At 58.5% G+C, this 20,700-nt stretch carries 19 protein-coding genes and 1 pseudogene; 15 read left to right on the top strand and 5 right to left on the bottom strand.

The features are described from left to right. Positions 1-22 precede the first annotated feature (22 nt). Entirely contained in the window at positions 23-955 is a 933-nt protein-coding gene (locus D8V06_RS27190) for a lipid A biosynthesis lauroyl acyltransferase (RefSeq protein ID WP_056853850.1), read from the bottom strand. Between the two features lie 118 nt (positions 956-1,073). Here D8V06_RS27190 and minC point away from each other — a divergent pair, with 118 nt between their 5' ends. The 7 genes from minC to D8V06_RS27160 all read left to right on the top strand — a co-directional run bounded on the left by minC (position 1,074) and on the right by D8V06_RS27160 (position 7,795). After that, entirely contained in the window at positions 1,074-1,811 is a 738-nt protein-coding gene (gene minC / locus D8V06_RS27185) for a septum site-determining protein MinC (RefSeq protein WP_130932170.1), read from the top strand. A 200-nt stretch (positions 1,812-2,011) separates the two neighbouring features. After that, entirely contained in the window at positions 2,012-2,824 is an 813-nt protein-coding gene (gene minD, locus D8V06_RS27180) for a septum site-determining protein MinD (RefSeq protein ID WP_007974946.1), read from the top strand. 3 nt (positions 2,825-2,827) lie between these two features. Continuing rightward, positions 2,828-3,082 carry a cell division topological specificity factor MinE gene (gene minE / locus D8V06_RS27175; RefSeq protein WP_007974947.1) on the top strand — a complete coding sequence of 85 codons (255 nt, stop codon included), beginning with the start codon at positions 2,828-2,830 and terminating at the stop codon, positions 3,080-3,082. 182 nt (positions 3,083-3,264) lie between these two features. After that, positions 3,265-3,900: an RluA family pseudouridine synthase gene (locus tag D8V06_RS27170; RefSeq protein ID WP_056853851.1), complete on the top strand. Its 636-nt coding sequence runs from the start codon at positions 3,265-3,267 to the stop codon at positions 3,898-3,900. Positions 3,901-3,997: 97 nt separating this feature from the next. Then, on the top strand, positions 3,998-5,287 hold the full coding sequence (locus tag D8V06_RS27165) for a M18 family aminopeptidase (protein WP_056853852.1): 1,290 nt from the start codon (positions 3,998-4,000) through the stop codon (positions 5,285-5,287). A 98-nt stretch (positions 5,288-5,385) separates the two neighbouring features. Then, positions 5,386-5,562, top strand: coding sequence for a hypothetical protein (locus D8V06_RS30505; RefSeq protein WP_177336566.1), 177 nt, complete (start codon positions 5,386-5,388; stop codon positions 5,560-5,562). Positions 5,563-5,638: 76 nt separating this feature from the next. Next, positions 5,639-7,795: a mechanosensitive ion channel domain-containing protein gene (locus D8V06_RS27160; RefSeq protein ID WP_130932169.1), complete on the top strand. Its 2,157-nt coding sequence runs from the start codon at positions 5,639-5,641 to the stop codon at positions 7,793-7,795. 62 nt (positions 7,796-7,857) lie between these two features. On the opposite strand, the gene D8V06_RS27155 is transcribed toward D8V06_RS27160, so the two are convergent. Next, positions 7,858-8,571, bottom strand: a complete 714-nt coding sequence (locus D8V06_RS27155; RefSeq protein ID WP_056853854.1) for a UTRA domain-containing protein — start codon at positions 8,569-8,571, stop codon at positions 7,858-7,860. A 363-nt stretch (positions 8,572-8,934) separates the two neighbouring features. Between D8V06_RS27155 and D8V06_RS27150 the strand changes: the two genes are divergently transcribed. The 6 genes from D8V06_RS27150 (at position 8,935) to D8V06_RS27125 (ending at position 14,251) form a co-directional block, all read left to right on the top strand. Beyond that, entirely contained in the window at positions 8,935-9,999 is a 1,065-nt protein-coding gene (locus D8V06_RS27150; protein ID WP_056853855.1) for an ABC transporter substrate-binding protein, read from the top strand. 142 nt (positions 10,000-10,141) lie between these two features. Continuing rightward, positions 10,142-10,948: an alkaline phosphatase family protein gene (locus D8V06_RS27145; protein ID WP_130905389.1), complete on the top strand. Its 807-nt coding sequence runs from the start codon at positions 10,142-10,144 to the stop codon at positions 10,946-10,948. Continuing rightward, the gene (locus tag D8V06_RS27140) at positions 10,945-11,790 is read left to right on the top strand and encodes an ABC transporter permease subunit (protein WP_056853857.1); all 846 of its coding nucleotides are present in this window, start codon (positions 10,945-10,947) and stop codon (positions 11,788-11,790) included. The genes D8V06_RS27145 and D8V06_RS27140 overlap by 4 nt, the downstream gene beginning before the upstream one ends. After that, positions 11,777-12,577: an ABC transporter permease gene (locus D8V06_RS27135; protein ID WP_130905388.1), complete on the top strand. Its 801-nt coding sequence runs from the start codon at positions 11,777-11,779 to the stop codon at positions 12,575-12,577. Before D8V06_RS27140 ends, D8V06_RS27135 begins: the two co-directional genes overlap by 14 nt. Continuing rightward, positions 12,574-13,563 carry an ABC transporter ATP-binding protein gene (locus tag D8V06_RS27130; RefSeq protein WP_130905387.1) on the top strand — a complete coding sequence of 330 codons (990 nt, stop codon included), beginning with the start codon at positions 12,574-12,576 and terminating at the stop codon, positions 13,561-13,563. The genes D8V06_RS27135 and D8V06_RS27130 overlap by 4 nt, the downstream gene beginning before the upstream one ends. Positions 13,564-13,597: 34 nt before the next feature. Beyond that, positions 13,598-14,251, top strand: coding sequence for an HAD family hydrolase (locus D8V06_RS27125; protein ID WP_130932168.1), 654 nt, complete (start codon positions 13,598-13,600; stop codon positions 14,249-14,251). 105 nt (positions 14,252-14,356) lie between these two features. On the opposite strand, the gene D8V06_RS27120 is transcribed toward D8V06_RS27125, so the two are convergent. Beyond that, entirely contained in the window at positions 14,357-15,319 is a 963-nt protein-coding gene (locus tag D8V06_RS27120) for a zinc-binding dehydrogenase (RefSeq protein ID WP_130932167.1), read from the bottom strand. A 138-nt stretch (positions 15,320-15,457) separates the two neighbouring features. Here D8V06_RS27120 and D8V06_RS27115 point away from each other — a divergent pair, with 138 nt between their 5' ends. Beyond that, positions 15,458-17,539: a carboxy terminal-processing peptidase gene (locus tag D8V06_RS27115; RefSeq protein WP_162250573.1), complete on the top strand. Its 2,082-nt coding sequence runs from the start codon at positions 15,458-15,460 to the stop codon at positions 17,537-17,539. Between the two features lie 146 nt (positions 17,540-17,685). Further along, positions 17,686-19,476 (top strand): bifunctional diguanylate cyclase/phosphodiesterase, encoded by a 1,791-nt coding sequence (locus tag D8V06_RS27110; RefSeq protein ID WP_130905386.1) that lies wholly within the window; start codon positions 17,686-17,688, stop codon positions 19,474-19,476. Between the two features lie 228 nt (positions 19,477-19,704). On the opposite strand, the gene D8V06_RS27105 is transcribed toward D8V06_RS27110, so the two are convergent. Next, the gene (locus D8V06_RS27105) at positions 19,705-20,121 is read right to left on the bottom strand and encodes a hypothetical protein (RefSeq protein ID WP_130932166.1); all 417 of its coding nucleotides are present in this window, start codon (positions 20,119-20,121) and stop codon (positions 19,705-19,707) included. Continuing rightward, positions 20,121-20,700: pseudogene (locus D8V06_RS27100) on the bottom strand (type IV secretion protein Rhs); the annotation flags it as partial. The gene D8V06_RS27105 and the pseudogene D8V06_RS27100, both read right to left, overlap by 1 nt.

Raw genomic sequence — 20,700 nt, 5'->3', positions numbered from 1 at the left:
GGTGCTTATTGGGGGCGGCGGGTCAACCGCGTTTTGCGTAGAGTTTGGGCTCGCCCGGTGGACGACTCTTGAAGCGGCGGTGCGCCCACAGGTATTGCTCCGGACATTCGCGCAACACGCCTTCGATCCATTGGTTGATACGCAGGCAATCGGCCTCTTCGGTTTCGCCGGGGAAGCCTTCGAGCGGCGCATGGATGACCAGACGATAACCGCTGCCATCCGCCAGACGCTCCTGGGTGAACGGCACCACCAGCGCCTTGCCCAGCCGCGCAAACTTGCTGGTGGCGGTGACGGTTGCAGCCTGGATGCCGAACAGCGGCACGAAAATGCTTTGCTTGGCGCCGTAGTCCTGATCCGGCGCGTACCAGATTGCCCGGCCGGCCCGCAGCAGCTTGAGCATGCCGCGCACATCTTCACGCTCCACCGCCAGCGAATCGAGGTTGTGGCGCTCACGTCCCTGGCGCTGGACGAAGTCGAACAACGGGTTCTTGTGCTCGCGGTACATGCCGTCGATGGTGTGCTGCTGGCCCAACAGCGCCGCACCGATTTCCAGGGTGGTGAAATGCACCGCCATCAGGATCACGCCCTTGCCTTCACGCTGGGCCTGCTGCAAATGCTCCAGCCCTTCAATGTGTGCCAGCTTCGCCAACCGCTCGCGTGACCACCACCAGCTCATGGCCATTTCGAAGAACGCGATGCCGGTGGAGGCGAAGTTTTCCTTGAGCAGGCGCTTGCGCTCGGCCGCGGACTTTTCCGGGAAACACAGCTCCAGATTGCGCTTGGCGATGCGCCGTCGGTCGCCCGCCACGCGATACATCAAGGCGCCGAGCGCGCGACCGAGCCACAACAATGCCGGATACGGCAACTGGACGATCAGCCACAACAGCCCCAAGCCACACCACAGCGGCCAGAAACGTGGAGAGAGAAAGGTTTTTCGAAAACGCGGGCGATCCATTAATGCATCCGTTAAGACAATGGCCGCGCATTCTACATCGTTCGACCCGGCTTGCGGCCTGCGGGCGTTCTCGTTATAAGTCTCGGCACTTTTAGTGACAAGTCGTTGTATGCCGACCATGAGCCAAACCGAACCGCTAGACCAAGATCCCGTGTTCCAGCTGAAGGGCAGCATGCTCGCCATTACGGTGCTGGAACTGGCCCGTAACGACCTCGAGGGCCTCGACCGGCAATTGGCCGCCAAGGTCGCCCAGGCGCCTGGTTTTTTCAGCAATGCGCCGCTGGTACTGGCCCTGGACAAACTCCCGGCCAGCGAAGGTGCGGTCGATCTGCCGGGCCTGATGCGCGTCTGCCGCCAGCATGGCCTGCGCACCCTGGCGATCCGTGCCAGCCGCATTGAAGACATCGCTGCGGCCATCGCGGTCGATCTGCCGGTGCTGCCGCCCTCCGGCGCGCGTGAGCGTGCGCTGGACCTGAACGAAGGCGCCGTTGCAAAAAAACCGGAAAAACCGCCGGAGCCGACGATCAAACCGACCAAAATCATCACTTCGCCAGTACGCGGTGGCCAGCAGATTTATGCACAAGGCAGCGACCTGGTGGTGATCTCCTCGGTCAGTCCTGGGGCGGAACTTCTCGCCGATGGCAACATCCATGTATACGGCCCCATGCGTGGCCGGGTGTTGGCCGGCGTCAAAGGCGACACCAAGGCCAGGATTTTCTGTCAGCAAATGAGCGCTGAACTGGTTTCGATCGCAGGACATTACAAGGTCTCCGAAGACCTGCGTCGCGACACGTTATGGGGTTCGGGCGTACAGGTCAGCCTGTCGGGCGATGTGTTGAACATCATTCGGCTTTAACGGATACTGCCGCATTTTCCAAGCATCTCTAAAACGTAGCGAAAACGGCTCAAACGAAGTAGGAAACAGGCCAAAAGCAGTGTTTACCGGGGGTAAACGCCGCTCACAACCGAACTCCAGCCAAGGCTGTCCGACTGCAGTAGTTTTCAAGAGATGTTTTTCAGGGGCTAAAAGTCCTTTTTCCTTAGGGGTGAAACACCTTGGCCAAGATTCTCGTGGTTACATCCGGCAAGGGTGGTGTGGGTAAGACCACCACCAGCGCCGCTATCGGTACCGGCCTCGCTCTGCGCGGCCACAAAACAGTGATCGTCGACTTCGACGTGGGTTTGCGTAACCTCGACCTGATCATGGGTTGCGAACGTCGCGTGGTGTATGACTTCGTCAACGTGGTCAACGGCGAAGCCAACCTGCAACAGGCCCTGATCAAAGACAAGCGCCTGGAAAACCTCTACGTCCTGGCCGCCAGCCAGACCCGCGACAAAGACGCGCTGACCGTCGAAGGCGTGGAAAAAGTCCTGATGCAACTCAAGGAAGACTTTGAGTTCGTGGTCTGCGACTCCCCGGCAGGCATCGAGAAAGGTGCCCACCTGGCCATGTACTTCGCTGACGAAGCGATCGTCGTGACCAACCCGGAAGTGTCCTCGGTTCGAGATTCCGACCGCATGCTCGGCCTGCTGGCCAGCAAGTCCCGTCGCGCCGAACGCGGCGAAGACCCGATCAAGGAACACTTGCTGATTACCCGTTATCACCCGGAACGTGTGAGCAAAGGCGAAATGCTCGGCGTAGAAGACGTCAAGGAAATCCTCTCGGTAACCCTGCTCGGCGTGATCCCGGAATCCCAGGCGGTGCTCAAGGCATCCAACCAGGGCGTTCCCGTGATCCTCGACGACCAGAGCGATGCCGGCCAGGCCTACAGCGATACCGTAGATCGCCTGCTGGGCAAGACCGTGGATCATCGATTCCTCGATGTACAGAAGAAGGGATTCTTCGAGCGCCTGTTTGGAGGCAACTAAGCAATGAACCTTTTTGACTTCTTTCGTGCCAACAAAAAGCAAAGCACCGCGTCGGTAGCGAAAGAGCGTCTACAGATCATCGTGGCGCACGAACGCGGCCAACGCAGTACCCCGGACTACCTGCCAGCCTTGCAGAAGGAACTGGTCGAGGTGATTCGCAAGTACGTCAATATCGGGTCCGATGACGTGCACGTCGCACTGGAAAGCCAGGGCAGCTGCTCGATTCTGGAACTCAATATCACCCTGCCAGATCGCTGAGTCGATCCGGCTGGAGCCACGGCGGTTCAGGTTTTCCCGCATTTTGCAGGAGCAAAACTTGCTCGCGATAGCATCACCTCGGTTTATCTGAATACCGAGTTGCCTAAATCGCGAGCAAGCTTTGCTCCTACAGAGAGCGGGAGACCTGAGCCGCCGTTGGCGTTTGTTACGAGGCTGTTTTAATGCCGCTGTCCAATGTCCAAATCATTCATCAGGATGCCGCCGTTCTGGTGGTGAACAAACCCACCTTGCTGCTCTCCGTCCCAGGTCGGGCCGATGACAACAAGGATTGCCTGATTACCCGCCTGCAGGAAAACGGTTACCCGGAAGCCCGCATCGTCCATCGCCTGGACTGGGAAACCTCCGGCATCATCCTGCTGGCTCGCGATCCCGATACGCACCGTGAGCTGTCCCGCCAATTTCACGACCGCGAAACTGAAAAGGCGTACACCGCGCTGTGCTGGGGCCAGCCCGAGCTGGACAGCGGCAGCATCGATTTACCGCTGCGCTATGATCCGCCGACCAAGCCACGCCATGTGGTCGACCATGAGTTCGGTAAAAACGCCCTGACCTTCTGGCGCGTACTGGAACGCTGTGGCGACTGGTGCCGCGTCGAGCTCACGCCGATCACCGGACGCTCGCACCAGTTGCGTGTGCATATGCTGTCGATCGGTCACCCACTGCTGGGCGACGGGCTCTATGCTCACGAACAAGCCCTGGCCGCCTGGCCTCGCCTGTGCCTGCACGCGAGCATGCTCAGCTTCACTCATCCGCAAAGTGGCGAACGCCTGCGCTTTGAGTGCCCGGCACCGTTCTAGTAGCCAATGCCCTCTGTAGGGATTTGCTAGTCAGCAGTCCCCCGCCAATTCTCTGACCAATACGTTAAACTGGCGCCATTGCTGTCTGGAGCTTCTTATGCGCGAAGAGTTGAACCAAGGCCTGATCGACTTTCTCAAGGCCTCCCCTACCCCGTTCCATGCCACTGCCAGCCTTGTTCAGCGACTGGAAGCAGCAGGTTATCAACGCCTGGACGAGCGTGAGCCCTGGTCCACCGAAGCCAATGGTCGCTACTACGTCACGCGTAACGACTCTTCGATCGTTGCGATCAAAATGGGCCGCCATTCGCCGCTGCACGGCGGCATTCGCCTGGTCGGCGCCCACACCGACAGCCCGTGCCTGCGGGTCAAGCCGCAACCGGAACTGCAACGCCAAGGCTTCTGGCAACTGGGCGTCGAAGTGTATGGCGGCGCGCTGCTGGCACCGTGGTTCGATCGTGACCTGTCCCTGGCCGGCCGCGTGACCTTCCGCCGTGACGGTAAGGTCGAGAGCCAGTTGATCGACTTCAAGGCACCGATCGCAATCATTCCGAACCTGGCCATTCACCTCAATCGTGAGGCCAACATGGGCTGGGCGATCAATGCCCAGACCGAATTGCCACCGGTGCTGGCGCAATTCGCCGGTGACGAGCGCGTGGATTTCCGCGCTGTGATCACCGACCAACTCGCCCGCGAGCACGGCTTGAATGCCGATGTGGTGCTCGATTACGAGCTGAGCTTCTACGATACGCAAAGTGCCGCGGTTATCGGCCTTCACGGTGATTTCATCGCTGGCGCCCGCCTGGACAACCTGCTGTCGTGCTACGCCGGCCTGCAAGCGTTGCTGACCGCCGACACCGACGAAACTTGTGTACTGGTCTGCAATGATCACGAAGAAGTCGGTTCCTGTTCTGCTTGCGGCGCCGATGGCCCGATGCTCGAACAAACCCTGCGTCGCCTGTTGCCCGAAGGTGACGAATTCGTACGCACCATTCAGAAATCCCTGCTGGTTTCGGCCGACAATGCCCACGGCGTGCACCCCAACTACGCCGACAAGCACGACGCCAACCACGGCCCGAAACTCAACGCTGGCCCGGTGATCAAGGTCAACAGCAATCAGCGCTACGCCACCAACAGCGAAACCGCTGGTTTCTTCCGCCATTTGTGCATGGCCGAAGAAGTACCGGTGCAGAGCTTCGTGGTGCGCAGCGACATGGGCTGCGGCTCGACCATCGGCCCGATCACCGCCAGTCACCTGGGTGTGCGCACCGTGGACATCGGCCTTCCGACGTTCGCCATGCACTCGATCCGTGAACTGTGCGGCAGCCACGACCTGGCGCATCTGGTCAAAGTGCTGAGTGCTTTCTACGCCTGCCGCGAGCTGCCGTAGATCCCCGTGCAAGAGCTGCCGCAGCCTGCGGCAGCTCATGCACGGATCGCAGGAAATCCACCTAGACTTCAATTATCCCTTTCGACAAGGCAGTCGCCATGATCTCGCTATCCTCGTTCCACGCCATGCTGATTCCGATTCTTATCGGTATGTTGATGCTGGCAGTCGGCTTCAACTTTCGTGACAAAAATGCCGGCGTACTCGCCATGTGGCTCGGCATGCTGCTGATCCTTGCCACTGTGATCTTCAAGATCCTCGCCAAACTCAACGAATAAATTATCCCCCGACTCGCTTTGAATTTGACGGGCTCGTACACTCGGTCGATCCGCTCACTCTGAGGTTGACCGCCTAGTGTCCGCTCGTCTTTTCGCTCTGCCGTGTTTGTTCCTTGTCTGCCTGCTGTCGCTGCTGCCAGTGGCGTCTGCCCAGGCGGTGGGTTTGCCGAGCCTGCTCAACAGCTCCTCAAAAGCCCAGCCAGAAGCGCAGGAGCCCTTGGCTCAATCACTGGACGAAGTGATCAAGTCCCTGGAAAACGATCAGCAACGAAGCAAATTGCTGGCGGACTTGAAGAAACTGCGCGATGCCACGAAAAAGGCGCAACCCGTCGCCGAAGAGGGGGTACTGGGCCTCATTGGCGGCACGCTCGCCAGCTTCGAGAAACAATTTTCCGGCGCCGACAGCCCGATTACACGCTGGTCCAACGAATTCGACCAGGCCAAGGACGAACTCACGGCGCGGATACTGCCGGCCAATGAATGGCTGCCAATCATTTTCGCCTTTGCCCTGATTCTGATGCTCTGGAGCCTGCTGGCGGCTGCGTTGATCTGGATCAGCCACCGGGTGCGCATGCGTTTCGGGTTGACCGAAGAACTGCCACAGCACCCCAGGGCCGTGGACATGTTGCGCTTCGCCTTGCGCAAGCTCGGGCCTTGGCTGATTGCCTTGGTCATCACGGTCTACATGAGCTACGCCCTGCCGTCGTCATTGGGCAAAAGCCTGGCGATGGTGCTGGCCTATGCACTGGTGGTCGGCACCTGTTTCTCCGCCATCTGTGTGATCGCTTTCTCCCTGCTCGACGGCCCGCACCGCCACCGTGCCTTGCACATCTTGCGGCATCAGGCGTTTCGACCCCTGTGGCTGATCGGCAGCTTCGCCGCTTTTGGTGAAGCCCTGAGCGATCCGCGATTGATCGAAAGCCTTGGCGTGCACTTGGCGCACACGGCAGCGACGGTGGCCAACGTGTTGGCGGCGCTGTCCACCGGCTTGTTCATCCTGCGATTCCGTCGCCCGATCGCCCACCTGATACGCAACCAGCCACTGTCCCGCCGCCTGACCCGCCGCGCCCTCAGCGATACCATCGAAATCCTCGGCACCTTCTGGTATGTCCCGGCACTGGTGCTGGTGGGCATTTCCCTGTTCGCCACGTTTGTTTCTGCCGGTGACACCAGCACTGCCCTGCGCCAGTCGCTGATCTGCACGGTATTGCTGGTGTTGTGCATGGTGATCAACGGCCTGGTACGTCGCCACTCCCTGAAACCGCAACGTGGGGTCAAACGCCACGCGCTGTATTCCGAACGCTTGAAAAGCTTCTTTTATACCCTTGCCCATTTGCTGGTATGGCTGGCGTTCATCGAACTCGGACTGCGAGTCTGGGGCATGTCGCTGATTGCGTTCACCGAAGGCGAGGGCCATGAAATCAGTGTCAAGCTGTTCAGCCTCATCGGCACGCTGATCTTCGCCTGGCTGGTCTGGATCCTCAGCGACACCGCCGTGCACCATGCCCTCACCCGCTCTCGCAAAGGCCTTGCCAACGCCCGCGCGCAAACGATGATGCCGCTGATCCGCAACGTATTGTTCGTGGCGATCTTCATCATCGCGCTGATCGTCGCGCTGGCGAACATGGGCATGAACGTCACGCCACTGCTGGCCGGTGCCGGCGTTATCGGCCTGGCCATCGGCTTTGGTGCGCAATCACTGGTGGCCGACCTGATCACCGGCTTGTTTATCATCATCGAAGACTCCCTGGCCATCGACGACTACGTGGACGTCGGCGGCCACCTCGGCACGGTCGAAGGCCTGACTATCCGTACGGTGCGCCTGCGGGACATCGACGGCATCGTCCACACCATTCCGTTCAGCGAAATCAAAAGCATCAAGAACTACTCCCGGGAGTTCGGCTATGCCATCTTCCGCGTCGCGATTCCTGCCAACATGGACATCGATAGCGCAATCAAACTCATGCGTGACGTCGGGCAGAAAATGCGCACCGATCCCCTGCAACGACGCAACATCTGGTCGCCACTTGAGTTTCAGGGTGTGGAAAGCTTCGAGTCCGGCAATGCGATCCTGCGCGCCCGGTTCAAGACTGCGCCGATCAAACAATGGGAAGTGTCCCGTGCGTTCAACCTGTCGCTGAAACGACACATGGACGAAGCCGGGATGGATTTGGCTATGCCGCGGATGAGCATTCAAGTGATGACGGCCGGTGGTGGACTGGAGAAGGGGTGATGCTGATCTTAAGTTTCAGTCCCGCCCTGATTAGCCTTCCCATGAATACGCGGCATTAGTATTCAAACGACATCAACGCCAACATGAATCGCATCATGCCGCCAAAACTCCAGATCGCAATCGATCAGCCGCTCATGCTGATCGTAATTGACCCGGGCAATCCGTAAGCCCGGGCTCCCCACCGACACCCGCAAGGCCGCTGCCGCATCCGCGGACAACGCCGTCGGCACAATCTCGAACCGCACCCGCCCGTAATGCAAGTCGTAATGTCGCGCATAAAGCTCGGTAATCGACTGGTTCAAATCGAAGTCCAGGATCCCCGGGAAAAACTGCGGGTTCAGATAATGCTCCACGTACAACACCAGACGCCCGTCAATGCGTCGCGATCGGCAGATCTGAATCACGCTCGACAGCGCCGGCAACTGCAACCAGGCACAGACCGCCGCCGACGCTGGCTGCAAACGCGCAGAGATCACTTCAGTGGACGGCACCCGCCCCTGCGCGCCGACCATTGCGTGAAAGTGGCTGCGCTGCATCAGGTTATAGGCCAGGCGCGGTGGCGAGACGAACCAGCCCCGGCGTTCTTCGCGATAAATCTGCCCCTGAGCCTCCAACTGCAACAACGCCTCGCGCACTGTAATGCGCGTCGTACCGAACAACTCACTGAGCTTGCGCTCGGCCGGCAGCTTGCTGCCAGGCGTCAGCAACCCATGGTCAAGTTGCTCCTGCAGCACTTGGCCGATGGCTGTCACCGCTTTTGTTGCCTCGTCGCGCATCAACGTTACCTATCTGGACTAGACCAGCACTGTTTCGGGGCAGAACCGCGCTGTGAATCGGCTCTGTCTACGTCCTGTAAGCGTAGGCAGTGCAGATGACTGAGAGATGACAAGTCTGGGGACGGGTCATCTGCAGGGCGCTTTAAAATCCGTGCAATACATCTGCCAAGTGCTTGTACTGCGGGCATTTGCCAATGGTCTACGCTTACTTGGCAGCCGTCAGTACCGGGCAAATAAAACGCCTGTCGGGCGACGAACGACATCAAAGTGTCATCCAGCCCCCCTAAATTGGCTCAGGTATTGCTGACCTAGACCAACACAAACCGCAATCGCAGCGTTGAACACGACCCAAGGAGCTTCGGAATGAAACAGTTTTTCCTGGCATCACTGTTAGGCTCGACCATTGCCATGTGCACCGCCGCCATGGCGGCTGATGATCTGAAAACCCTGGAAGCCGCTGCGAAAGCGGAAGGCGCAGTCAACAGCGTCGGCATGCCCGATGACTGGGCCAACTGGAAAGGCACCTGGGAAGACCTGGCCAAGAAATATGGCTTGAAACACATCGATACCGACATGAGCTCGGCCCAGGAAATTGCCAAGTTCGCCGCGGAAAAAGACAACGCCAGTGCCGACATCGGCGACGTCGGCGCCGCCTTCGGCCCGATTGCGGTCAAGCAAGGTGTGGTGCAACCGTACAAACCATCCACCTGGGACCAGGTACCCGACTGGGCCAAGGACAAGGACGGCAACTGGGCGTTGGCCTACACCGGCACCATCGCCTTCATCGTCAACAAGAAATTGCTGCACGGTTCCGAAGTACCCACCAAATGGGCAGACCTCAAGTCCGGCAAATACAAAGTGTCCATCGGTGACGTGAGCACCGCGGCTCAGGCAGCCAACGGCGTACTGGCCGCAGCACTGGCCAATGGCGGCGACGAGAAAAACCTGCAGCCTGCGTTGCTGATGTTTGCCGATATCGCCAAGCAGGGTCGCCTGTCGATGGCCAACCCGACCATTGCCACCATGGAAAAAGGCGAGATCGAAGTCGGTGTGGTCTGGGACTTCAATGGCCTGAGCTACAAGGCCAAAATGGCCAACCCGGATGACTATGTCGTGCTGATCCCATCCGATGGCTCGGTGATTTCCGGCTACACCACCATCATCAACAAATACGCGAAAAACCCGAACGCCGCCAAGCTGACACGTGAGTACATCTTCAGTGACGCCGGGCAGATCAACCTGGCCAAAGGTAATGCCCGTCCGATCCGTGCTGAACACATCACGTTGCCCGAAGACGTGAAAGCCAAGCTGCTGCCAAACGAGCAGTACAAAAAGGTCACGCCGATCAAGGACGCGGATGCCTGGGAGAAAACGTCCAAGGCCTTGCCGCAGAAGTGGAACGAAGAAGTCATCGTCGAAATGAAGTAATGCGTGATCTGTAGGAGCGAGGCTTGCCCGCGAAGCGGCACTGACAGTCAACATCCCTGTTGGCTGAAAGTCCGCCTTCGCGAGCAAGCTTCGCGCCTGCGGGTTTCGCTGATATTCATTGTTTTGCGGAGTCATCGCCCCTATGAATCACAACGTCATCCTTGTGGTGCTCGACGGCCTCAACTACGAAGTCGCCAGCCACGCCATGGGGCACCTGCAAGCCTATGTCGGCGCAGGACGCGCAGCGCTCTACAAGCTGGAGTGCGAATTGCCGGCCCTGTCCCGCCCTCTGTACGAATGCATCCTGACCGGCGTCACGCCGATCGACAGCGGCATCGTCCACAACAATGTCTCGCGCCTGTCGAACCAGCGCAGCATCTATCACTATGCCACTGACGCCGGGCTGAAAACGGCTGCGGCGGCATACCACTGGGTCAGTGAGTTGTACAACCGCTCGCCGTTCGTCGCGGCGCGTGATCGTCATACCGACAACCCCGACCTACCGATCCAGCACGGGCATTTTTACTGGAACGATCATTATCCAGACTCGCATCTGTTCGCCGATGCCGAAAACCTGCGTTTGCGCCATGCGCCGAATTTCCTGCTGGTGCACCCCATGAATATCGACGACGCCGGGCACAAGCACGGCCTCGAAACCGCGCAATACCGAAACAGCGCGCGCTCCGCCGACATCATCATCGCCGACTATCTGCAAGGCTGGCTCGACGCGGGTTATCAAGTGCTGGTGACAGCCGATCACGGCATGAATAACGACCGGTCCCACAACGGCCTGCTGCCCGAGGAACGCGAAGTTCCGCTGTTCGTGCTCGGTGATGCCTTCAGTCTCAATGCCGATGCCGTCCCGAAACAGACGCAAATCTGCGGCACCGTCTGCGAGCTGCTGGGCGTCCCCCACGACAAACCTGTGTGCCGGGAGCTGCTCAAGTGAACGCCATCACTCGCGGCAAATGGCTGGCGGCTTTGTGCCTGGTGCCCTTCGCTCTGTTCTTTATCGTGTTCGAAATCGCCCCGCTGGTGTGGGTGATGATCAACAGCCTCGAATCGGAAGAATTCGGCTGGGGCCTGGCCAACTTCACCAAGATTTTCAATTCGAAGTTCTATTTGCAGGCAATCCGCTACAGCCTCGAGATCAGCTTCTGGTCCAGCGTATTCGGCATCATCATCGCGGTGCTCGGCGCTTATTCACTGCGTCGGGTCGATTCGAAACTGCGCAACTTCGTCAACGCCTTCGCCAACATGACCAGCAACTTCGCCGGCGTGCCCTTGGCTTTCGCGTTCATCATCCTGCTCGGCTTCAACGGCAGCTTCACCATCATGCTCAAGCAGGCCGGGATCATTCAGGACTTCAACCTGTATTCGAAAACCGGGCTGATCATCCTCTACACCTATTTCCAGATCCCGCTCGGCGTGCTGCTGCTCTACCCGGCGTTCGACGCCTTGCGCGAGGACTGGCGCGAATCCGCTGCGCTGCTGGGCGCCAATGGCTGGCAGTTCTGGCGCCACATCGGCCTGCCGGTGCTGACCCCGGCATTGCTCGGCACCTTCGTGATCCTGCTGGCCAACGCCCTCGGCGCCTACGCCACGGTGTATGCCCTGACCACCGGCAACTTCAACGTGCTGCCGATCCGGATCGCGGCAATGGTATCCGGTGACATTTCCCTCGACCCCAACCTCGCCAGCGCCCTGGCCGTGGTGCTCGTGGCGTTGATGACCCTGGTGACCATCGTGCATCAGCTGCTGTTGAAGAGGAGCTACCATGTCTCGCGCTGAATTGGGACCTATCGGGGTCTACCACAGGGTGGTGGTCTACCTGCTGTTCGCGATCCTGCTGCTGCCATTGCTCGGCACATTCATCTACTCGATCTCCAGCAGTTGGTCGGCGACCATTCTGCCCAGCGGCTTCAGTATCAAATGGTACGTGCAATTGTGGAGCGACCCGCGCTTTCTCAGTGCTTTCGGCCAGTCGCTGCTGGTCTGTGTCGGTGCACTGGTCCTGTCGGTGGTACTGATCCTGCCGCTGCTGTTCGTGGTGCATTACCACTTTCCAAAACTCGATGCGCTGATGAACATCCTGATCCTGCTGCCCTTCGCGGTGCCGCCAGTGGTGTCGTCGGTCGGTCTGTTGCAGCTCTACGGCTCGGGGCCGTTCGCCATGGTCGGCACACCGTGGATCCTGATCGGTTGCTACTTCACTGTGGCATTGCCCTTCATGTACCGGGCGATCACCAACAACCTGCAAGCGATCAACCTGCGTGACCTGATGGACGCCGCGCAACTGCTCGGCGCCAGCACCTTTCAGGCGGCATTCCTGGTGGTGCTGCCGAACCTGCGCAAGGGCTTGATGGTGGCATTGCTGCTGTCGTTTTCGTTCCTGTTCGGTGAATTCGTGTTCGCCAACATCCTCGTCGGCACCCGTTACGAAACCCTGCAGGTCTACCTCAACAACATGCGCAACAGCAGCGGACATTTCACCAGTGCGCTGGTGATTTCCTACTTCTTCTTTGTGCTGGTCTTGACCTGGATTGCCAACATCTTGAACAGGGACAAAAGCGAATGAGCTATGTCAGCGTCCAACATCTTCAGAAAAACTACGCGGGCACCACGGTGTTCAGCGACATCAACTGCGAAATCCAGAAAGGCGAATTCGTCACCCTGCTCGGCCCGTCCGGTTGCGGCAAATCGACCCTGCTGCGCTGCATCGCCGGACTGACCTCGGTAGATGGCGGCAAGATCCTGCTTGATGGCATCGACATCGTGCCGCTGAGCCCGCAAAAACGCGGGATCGGCATGGTGTTCCAGAGTTATGCGCTGTTTCCCAACATGACCGTGGAACAGAACGTCGCCTTCGGTTTGCGCATGCAAAAGGTCAACTCGGACGACAGCCAGAAGCGCGTCGCCGAAGTTCTGAGGCTGGTGGAGCTGCAAGATTTTGCCGCCCGCTATCCGCATCAACTGTCGGGTGGCCAGTGCCAGCGCGTCGCCCTTGCCCGCTCGCTGGTGACCCGCCCTCGCCTGTTGCTGCTGGATGAACCGCTGTCGGCGCTCGATGCCCGGATTCGTAAACACCTGCGCGAACAGATCCGTCAGATCCAGCGCGAACTGGGCTTGACCACGATTTTCGTCACACATGATCAGGAAGAAGCGCTAACCATGTCTGATCGAATTTTCCTAATGAATCAGGGAAAAATCGTACAAAGCGGCGATGCCGAAACCCTCTATACAGCGCCGGTCGATGTGTTCGCCGCCGGGTTCATCGGTAACTACAATCTGCTGGATGCCGAGAGCGCGACGAAGCTGTTGCAGCGGCCGATCAATCATCGAATCGCGATTCGCCCGGAAGCCATCGAACTGAGCCTCAACGGTGAACTCGACGCGCAAATACGCAGCCACAGCCTGCTGGGCAACGTGATCCGCTACCGCATCGAAGCCCGCGGCGTAGAGCTGGTGGTCGATGTACTCAACCGCTCGGCCTCCGATTTGCATCCCGATGGTCAGCGTCTGGCGCTTTCCATCGATCCGACGGCCCTGTGTGAGGTAGCCTGATGACCTTGCTGACGTTGAAGAGAGAACTGCACTGATGGCCCTGGCAATTTTTGATCTGGACGAAACCCTGATCCACGGCGACTGCGCCTCGCTGTGGAGCGAACAAATGGTCCGCCTCGGCTGGGTCGATGGCGAATCCTTCCTGCGTCGCGACAAGGAACTGATGGACGCCTACGGCCGAGGTCACCTGGCGATGGAAGACTACATGGCCTTCAGCCTGGAGCCATTGATCGGTCGTACACCGGCTGAGGTCGAACACCTGGTCGGCCCATGGGTGGAAGACTTCATCGAACCGATCATCTTCAGCGACGCCACCAAGACCATCGCCGCGCACCGCAAGGCCGGCGACCGCATCCTGGTGATCTCGGCCTCCGGCACGCACCTGGTGGCGCCGATTGCCGAGCGCCTGGGCATCGACGAGATTCTCGGGATCGAACTGGAGGTGGCCCACGGTGCTTACACCGGCAACACCGTCGGCACCCTGACCTACCGCAAAGGCAAGATCACCCGGCTGCTGGAGTGGCTGGATGCAGAGGAGGAAAACCTCGAAGGCGCGAGTTTTTATTCCGATTCACGCAATGATTTGCCGTTGTTGCTGAAGGTGGATTTCCCACATGTGGTGAACCCGGACCCGGTGCTGCGTGAACAGGCGGAAAAAGCCGGCTGGCCAATCCATATCTGGAAGTAACCCGCTCGTGTAGGAGCAAGGCTTGCCCGCGACTCAGGCGACTCGGTATGTTTGGCAGACCGTGTCATCGATCATCGCGGGCAAGCCTCGCTCCTACGGGGGTTATCAGGTCAGGCTTTCATCAATCACCAACACCAGCTTCCCAGCCACCGTGTTGCTCGCCAACTCGGCAAACGCCGCTTCGGCATCCTTGATCGGGAAGGCCTTGGCCAGTTGCGGGCTCAACCGGCCTTCAGCAAACAGCGGCCACACGTGCTGGCGCAGATCACTGAACAGATCCGCCTTGAACTGATCATCGCGGCTGCGCAGGGTTGAGCCCAACAGTTGCACACGCTTGGCCAGCACTTGCGCCAGATCAAGCCTGGCCTCACGGCCGCCCATCAAGCCGATCAGCACCCAGCGCCCATCCAGAGCCATAAGCTTAAGGTTCAGCGCCGCGTAATTGCCTCCTACCGGGTCGAGGATGACATCGAACGGCCCCAGATCGCTCAAGCTCTCGAGATTGCCGCTACGGACCACACCGCCCTGGGCGCCAAGCTTTTCGCAATAGGCCAGCCGTTCGGCAGAACCGACACTGACCCAGCACGGATTTCCGAACGCCTTGCACAGCTGAATGGCAGCTGAACCGATTCCACTTGCTCCAGCGTGCAGCAGGACTTTTTCCCCTGGCTTGAGCGCAGCGAGTTGAAACAAATTCAACCAGACCGTTGCATACACTTCGGGCAACGCCGCCGCCTCCGCAAGCGACATTTCGTCGGGTACCGGCAGCACGTGCCGTCCGTCGACAACCACTTCCTCGGCCATCCCGCCCCCGGCCAGCAAGGCGCAAACCCGATCGCCAACTTGCCAGGAAGAACCCGGGCCGACCTCGCTGATCACGCCCGAACACTCTAGACCGAGCACCTTGCTGACTCCCGGCGGCGGTGGATACAGCCCTGCCTTCTGTAATAAGTCGGCACGATTGAGTCCCGCAGCCGACACCCGGATGCGAACTTGTCCTACATCACACGCAGGACTCGGCTCTTCAAGCCACTCCACTTGACCGTCAACGCCTTGCAATGCTTTCACAGTGCCTCCATAGTGAGTCTGGACTGAGCCCGAAGCTGTAGCGCCGGGCTTTTTGCATTATGCGACCGGCCCTTGTGGAACCGGCGACTTCAAAGACGGCCTAATATGCGTTATCAATTGTCCCCGCGTCGAATCAACATGAAGCGTTTGTTCCCCAGCACTGCCCTCGCTCTTTTCATCGGTATCGGCCTGCTGCCGATGTCCGGCAACACTTTCGCAGCCAACAGCTGGGACAAGCTTCAACCTGATCGTGACGAAGTCATCGCCAGTCTGAATGTCGTGGAACTGCTCAAGCGTCATCACTACAGCAAACCACCGCTCGATGATGCGCGCTCGGTGATCATCTACGACAGCTATCTCAAATTGCTCGACCCGTCGCGCAGCTATTTCATGGCCAGCGACATTGCCGAGTTCGACAAGTGGAAGACCCAGTTCGACGACTTCCTCAAAAGCGGCGATCTCAACGCCGGGTTCACCATCTACAAGCGCTACCTGGACCGCGTCAAAGCGCGTCTGGACTTTGCCCTTGCCGAGTTGAACAAGGGTGTCGACAAGATTGACTTCACCACCAAGGAAACCTTGCTGATCGATCGCAAGGACGCGCCTTGGCTCAAGTCCACCGCAGAACTCGACGACCTGTGGCGCAAGCGCGTCAAGGACGAAGTCCTGCGCCAGAAGATCGCCGGCAAGGATTCCAAGCAGATCCAGGAAACCCTGACCAAGCGCTACAAGAACCAGTTGGCGCGTCTGGACCAGACCCGCGCGGAAGACATCTTCCAGGCGTACATCAACACCTTCGCCATGTCCTACGACCCGCACACCAACTATCTGTCGCCGGATAACGCGGAAAACTTCGACATCAACATGAGCCTGTCCCTCGAGGGCATTGGCGCCGTGTTGCAGAGCGACAACGATCAAGTGAAAGTCGTGCGTCTGGTGCCGGCAGGCCCGGCGGACAAGACCAAGCAGGTCGCTCCGGCCGACAAGATCATCGGCGTTGCCCAAGGCAACAAGGAAATGGTCGACGTGGTTGGCTGGCGTCTGGATGAAGTGGTCAAGTTGATCCGTGGTCCGAAAGGCACCGTGGTGCGTCTGGAAGTGATTCCGGCCAGCAATGCGCCGAACGACCAGACCAGCAAGATCGTGCCGATCACCCGTGAAGCGGTGAAGCTTGAAGACCAGGCGGTGAAAAAATCGGTCCTCAACCTCAAGCAGGATGGCAAGGACTACAAGCTTGGCGTCATCGAGATCCCGGCTTTCTATCTGGACTTCAAGGCGTTTCGCGCCGGTGATCCGGACTACAAGAGCACCACGCGCGACGTCAAGAAACTGCTGACCGAGTTGCAAAAGGACAAGGTCGACGGCGTGGTCATCGACCTGCGCAACAACGGCGGCGGTTCCCTGCAGGAAGCGACCGAGCTGACCAGCCTGTTCATCGACAAAGGCCCGACCGTACTGGTGCGTAACGCCGATGGCCGCGTCGATGTGCTCGAAGATGAAAATCCGGGTGCGTTCTACAAAGGCCCGATGGCGTTGCTCGTCAACCGTTTGTCCGCCTCGGCTTCGGAGATTTTTGCCGGCGCCATGCAGGACTACCACCGCGCGCTGATCATTGGCGGCCAGACCTTTGGTAAAGGCACCGTGCAGACCATTCAGCCGCTGAACCATGGCGAACTGAAGCTGACCCTGGCCAAGTTCTACCGGGTTTCCGGCCAGAGCACCCAGCATCAAGGCGTACTGCCGGACATCGACTACCCGTCGATCATCGATACCAAGGAAATCGGCGAAAGCGCCCTGCCGGAAGCCATGCCGTGGGACACCATCCGCGCGGCGATCAAGCCTGCGGTCGACCCGTTCAAGCCGTACATCACCCAGCTCAAGTCCGAGCATGATGTGCGTACCGCCAAAGACGCCGAGTTCGTGTTCATCCGCGACAAGCTGGCCCTGGCACAGAAGTTGATGAACGAAAAAACCGTCAGCCTCAACGAAGTCGAGCGTCGAGCCCAACACGCCGACATCGAAGCCAAGCAACTGACCATGGAAAACATCCGTCGCAAGGCCAAGGGCGAAGAGCCGCTCAAAGAGCTGAAGAAAGAAGACGAAGACGCCATCGCGGCCGAGCAAGACAAGACCAAGCCGGAAGACGATGCCTACCTGAGCGAAACCGGGCGCATTCTGCTGGACTACCTCAAGCTCAACACGGCGGTGGCCAAGCACTGAGTGTTTAACAGCAACTGATGGCAATTTAATGCTGACGCTCCGCGGAGCGTCATCAAACAGTCATCAATCTGTCGTGAAATACAGGGCTGGGCGTGCTCTCTTTACCGAGAACACGCCCAGCCCTTTTTTTATCGCCAGAGACCGCCATGACCACAACCGAACAGCTGAGTGCGTTGAGCTCAATTCTGACTCAAGGCGGTTTGCACAGCCTGTTCCAGCCCATCATCAGCCTCTCTGAGCGACGAATTCTCGGCTACGAAGCCCTCAGCCGCGGGCCGTCGAACAGCCCGCTGCACTCCCCCATCGCGTTGTTCGCCGTCGCCCGCCAGGCCGGTCGCTTGAGCGAACTGGAAATCGCCTGCCGGCAGAGTGCCTGCCGACGGTTCAACGAACAGCAATTGCCCGGAAAACTGTTCCTCAACGTTTCACCCGAATCCCTGCTCGAGGCCGCGCATCAACCGGGTCGTACCCTGCAATTGCTGCAGGATTTCGGCATCCCGCCGAGCCAGGTGGTGATCGAACTCACCGAACAGGCGCCCATCGACGATTTCCAGTTGCTGCAAACCGCCCTGCATCACTACCGGGCGATGGGTTTTTCGATTGCCCTGGACGACTTGGGTGCAGGCTATTCAAGTTTGCGCCTGTGGTCGGAGTTGCGACCCGATTACGTGAAAATCGACCGACATTTCATCGACGGTATCCATCAGGACGCGCTCAAACGCGAGTTCGTCGGTTCAATCCTGCAAATCGCCAAGGCCTCACGGGCGCAGGTGATCGCTGAAGGTATCGAATTGTCGGAGGAACTGGCGGTACTGACCGAGATGGGCGTCGATCTGGTTCAGGGCTATCTGCTGTGCCGACCGCAGGAGCATCCACCCAAGGATGCCCGGCCCCTGATGCCAAGACAGGACAATGCCACCGTGGCGCTGAACGATGAAGCCAGCGACCTCAGTGCCCTGCTAAACGACCAGCCGGCAGTGGGCCGCGACACACCGACCGCCACGGTCCTGGAGGCCTTCCGTCGCCAGGCCAATCTCAACTCGCTGGCGGTGCTGGACGAACAAGGCCAACCCTGCGGCATCGTCCATCGACATTCGCTCTCCGACGCGCTGCTCAAGCCGTTCGCCACTGACCTGTTCGCCCGCAAACCGATCAGCCGCTTGATGAACGATGACTTCCTGGCCGTCGAGATGAGCCAGTCGCTGCAACAGGTCAGCCGCCTGATCACCAGCCGCGCTCGGCAACGTATCGAAGAAGACTTCATCATCACCCTCAACGGCAGCTACCTGGGCCTGGGGCGGGTGATCGACGTGCTCAAGCTGATTACCGAACTGAAAATCCAGCAGGCTCGCTACGCCAATCCGTTGACCCTGTTACCGGGTAACGTGCCGATCCAGCAATGCCTCACACGGCTGTTACAACAGCAACGCGAATCGGTGATCTGCTACGTCGACATCGACAGCTTCAAACCCTTCAACGATATCTATGGCTACGGCCGTGGCGATGAAGTCCTGCTGTGCCTGGCGCAATGCCTTAACGACCGGGTCGATCCGTCACGCGATTTCGTCGGGCATATCGGGGGAGATGACTTTCTACTGGTCCTTGGCCCGGAAGATTGGGGCCGACGGCTGAACCAGCTTCTGGACGACTTCCAGAGCCAGTGCCGCCGCTTCTACCGCGCCGAACACCTCGAAGCCGGCTGCTTCATCGCCCCCAACCGCCAGGGCGTGCGCCAGGAATTCCCGTTGCTTTCACTGTCCATCGGCGTGGTGCACCTACATCCAGAGGCCTGCGGTGAAATTGATGCCAGCCAATTGGCAGAAATGGCCTCCCAAGCCAAACACCACGCGAAGAACGTGCCGGGGTATAGCGTGCATGTGATTGATAGCCTGGCGGTGCCTACACCGGAAAGAGCACTTCTAATGGGACAGAGCTGACTGCTCCGACGCTATCGCGGGCAAGCCTAGCTCCTACAGGGTCCTGTGGCGCCTGCAGTTTTCGCAAACGACACCCCCCCTGTAGGAGCGAGGCTTGCCCGCGATGGCGTCGGAGCAGACAACTTCCAAGCAATTGCTGCCGCATCGGTTCATGAAAACCGCTAGAACTTGGAGGGAATGTCCTAGGGCGTCGTCGGGAAAGTTTCGTAACACAGCAAAAAGCCTTCATCACCACAAAGTTTGATCTTCGGCGCATGCTAAAAGCAGGTCTTCTCTCCAAACCTCTTGCGCTAATTCGTACACGTCTTGAAAAAATTGCCGAGGACTTTCCAACCCATACCACTCTTCGCGAGGCCAACTCGACGCTATGCCCTCATCGATTTCGAATAACGTCTGGAAGTCGAAATTACTATCAGACAATTTTTCCGCAAGGAACTCCACCAATACAAACTTATGCCTATATGATAGGCAATCCAAATTTAAACAATAACCACGTATCAAACTCTCTCTATCGGCCTTGTTATCTGGGTCGTAAACTCCAAGCTCTACACCTCTGGTTTCTTCGCGATCATAAACATTAAACCCACCAATGAACCACATGAGATCAGGCTCAAATTTTTCATCAACGAAAGGTTCTCTCAACATTACTTTTTCTCCGAGGGAAAAGCAGTATAGGGTCTTGATGGATCTTTTTTGTCAAACTTTACTTCAAACCAATTCAAGTTTTCATTTAGGTTAGGATTGTTAGGGTCTTTTTTGTTTGGCCTGTAGCCACGACCTGCCGCAGGAAGCTCCATTCTTACAATGGGATCTTTGTTATGGTCTTGTCCCGTGTGCGGAAGCAATCCGAGTTGTGCCCTAGACATAGCCTTATTCAGCGCGCTCAGATGAACACGCCAACTACTGAACTGCGAACTTAAATTCCCTCTTGCGAGCTTGGGAACTTTCCCGGTATGTGGGTCAGCGCCATTTATAGCGCGTTGTTTAAGCGCTTTCTCAGGTATTTCAGAGCTGTGCTTTTTAATAGTGTGCATATCATATTTCTCTTCATACTCTTCAACCCGCCGCTTAGCATTCGCTTCAGCCAATTCATCAATCCTTTCACGCCGCCGCTCAGCCGTCATCTTCGGCAGCTGCGGCTCACCCTCATCAACTTTAACGCCACCAACACCATCCGGCACCGAACAACCCGGCCTATTCGCCCCCGGGCAATTCCCGCTCAAC

Origin of the sequence: Pseudomonas sp. Sample_24 (assembly GCF_004307605.1) — a bacterium.
In the GTDB taxonomy this organism is placed as follows: Bacteria; Pseudomonadota; Gammaproteobacteria; order Pseudomonadales; family Pseudomonadaceae; genus Aquipseudomonas.
This window is presented reverse-complemented; position numbering and strand designations above follow the sequence as displayed.

What these genes read in the sequence shown, in the direction of transcription:
- D8V06_RS27190 (WP_056853850.1), bottom strand. Translation starts at nt 955, where the DNA reads ATGGATCGCCCGCGTTTTCGAAAAACCTTTCTCTCTCCACGTTTCTGG.
- minC (WP_130932170.1), top strand. Translation starts at nt 1,074, where the DNA reads ATGAGCCAAACCGAACCGCTAGACCAAGATCCCGTGTTCCAGCTGAAG.
- minE (WP_007974947.1), top strand. Translation starts at nt 2,828, where the DNA reads ATGAACCTTTTTGACTTCTTTCGTGCCAACAAAAAGCAAAGCACCGCG.
- D8V06_RS27170 (WP_056853851.1), top strand. Translation starts at nt 3,265, where the DNA reads ATGCCGCTGTCCAATGTCCAAATCATTCATCAGGATGCCGCCGTTCTG.
- D8V06_RS27165 (WP_056853852.1), top strand. Translation starts at nt 3,998, where the DNA reads ATGCGCGAAGAGTTGAACCAAGGCCTGATCGACTTTCTCAAGGCCTCC.
- D8V06_RS30505 (WP_177336566.1), top strand. Translation starts at nt 5,386, where the DNA reads ATGATCTCGCTATCCTCGTTCCACGCCATGCTGATTCCGATTCTTATC.
- D8V06_RS27155 (WP_056853854.1), bottom strand. Translation starts at nt 8,571, where the DNA reads ATGCGCGACGAGGCAACAAAAGCGGTGACAGCCATCGGCCAAGTGCTG.
- D8V06_RS27150 (WP_056853855.1), top strand. Translation starts at nt 8,935, where the DNA reads ATGAAACAGTTTTTCCTGGCATCACTGTTAGGCTCGACCATTGCCATG.
- D8V06_RS27145 (WP_130905389.1), top strand. Translation starts at nt 10,142, where the DNA reads ATGAATCACAACGTCATCCTTGTGGTGCTCGACGGCCTCAACTACGAA.
- D8V06_RS27135 (WP_130905388.1), top strand. Translation starts at nt 11,777, where the DNA reads ATGTCTCGCGCTGAATTGGGACCTATCGGGGTCTACCACAGGGTGGTG.
- D8V06_RS27130 (WP_130905387.1), top strand. Translation starts at nt 12,574, where the DNA reads ATGAGCTATGTCAGCGTCCAACATCTTCAGAAAAACTACGCGGGCACC.
- D8V06_RS27125 (WP_130932168.1), top strand. Translation starts at nt 13,598, where the DNA reads ATGGCCCTGGCAATTTTTGATCTGGACGAAACCCTGATCCACGGCGAC.
- D8V06_RS27115 (WP_162250573.1), top strand. Translation starts at nt 15,458, where the DNA reads ATGAAGCGTTTGTTCCCCAGCACTGCCCTCGCTCTTTTCATCGGTATC.
- D8V06_RS27110 (WP_130905386.1), top strand. Translation starts at nt 17,686, where the DNA reads ATGACCACAACCGAACAGCTGAGTGCGTTGAGCTCAATTCTGACTCAA.
- D8V06_RS27105 (WP_130932166.1), bottom strand. Translation starts at nt 20,121, where the DNA reads ATGTTGAGAGAACCTTTCGTTGATGAAAAATTTGAGCCTGATCTCATG.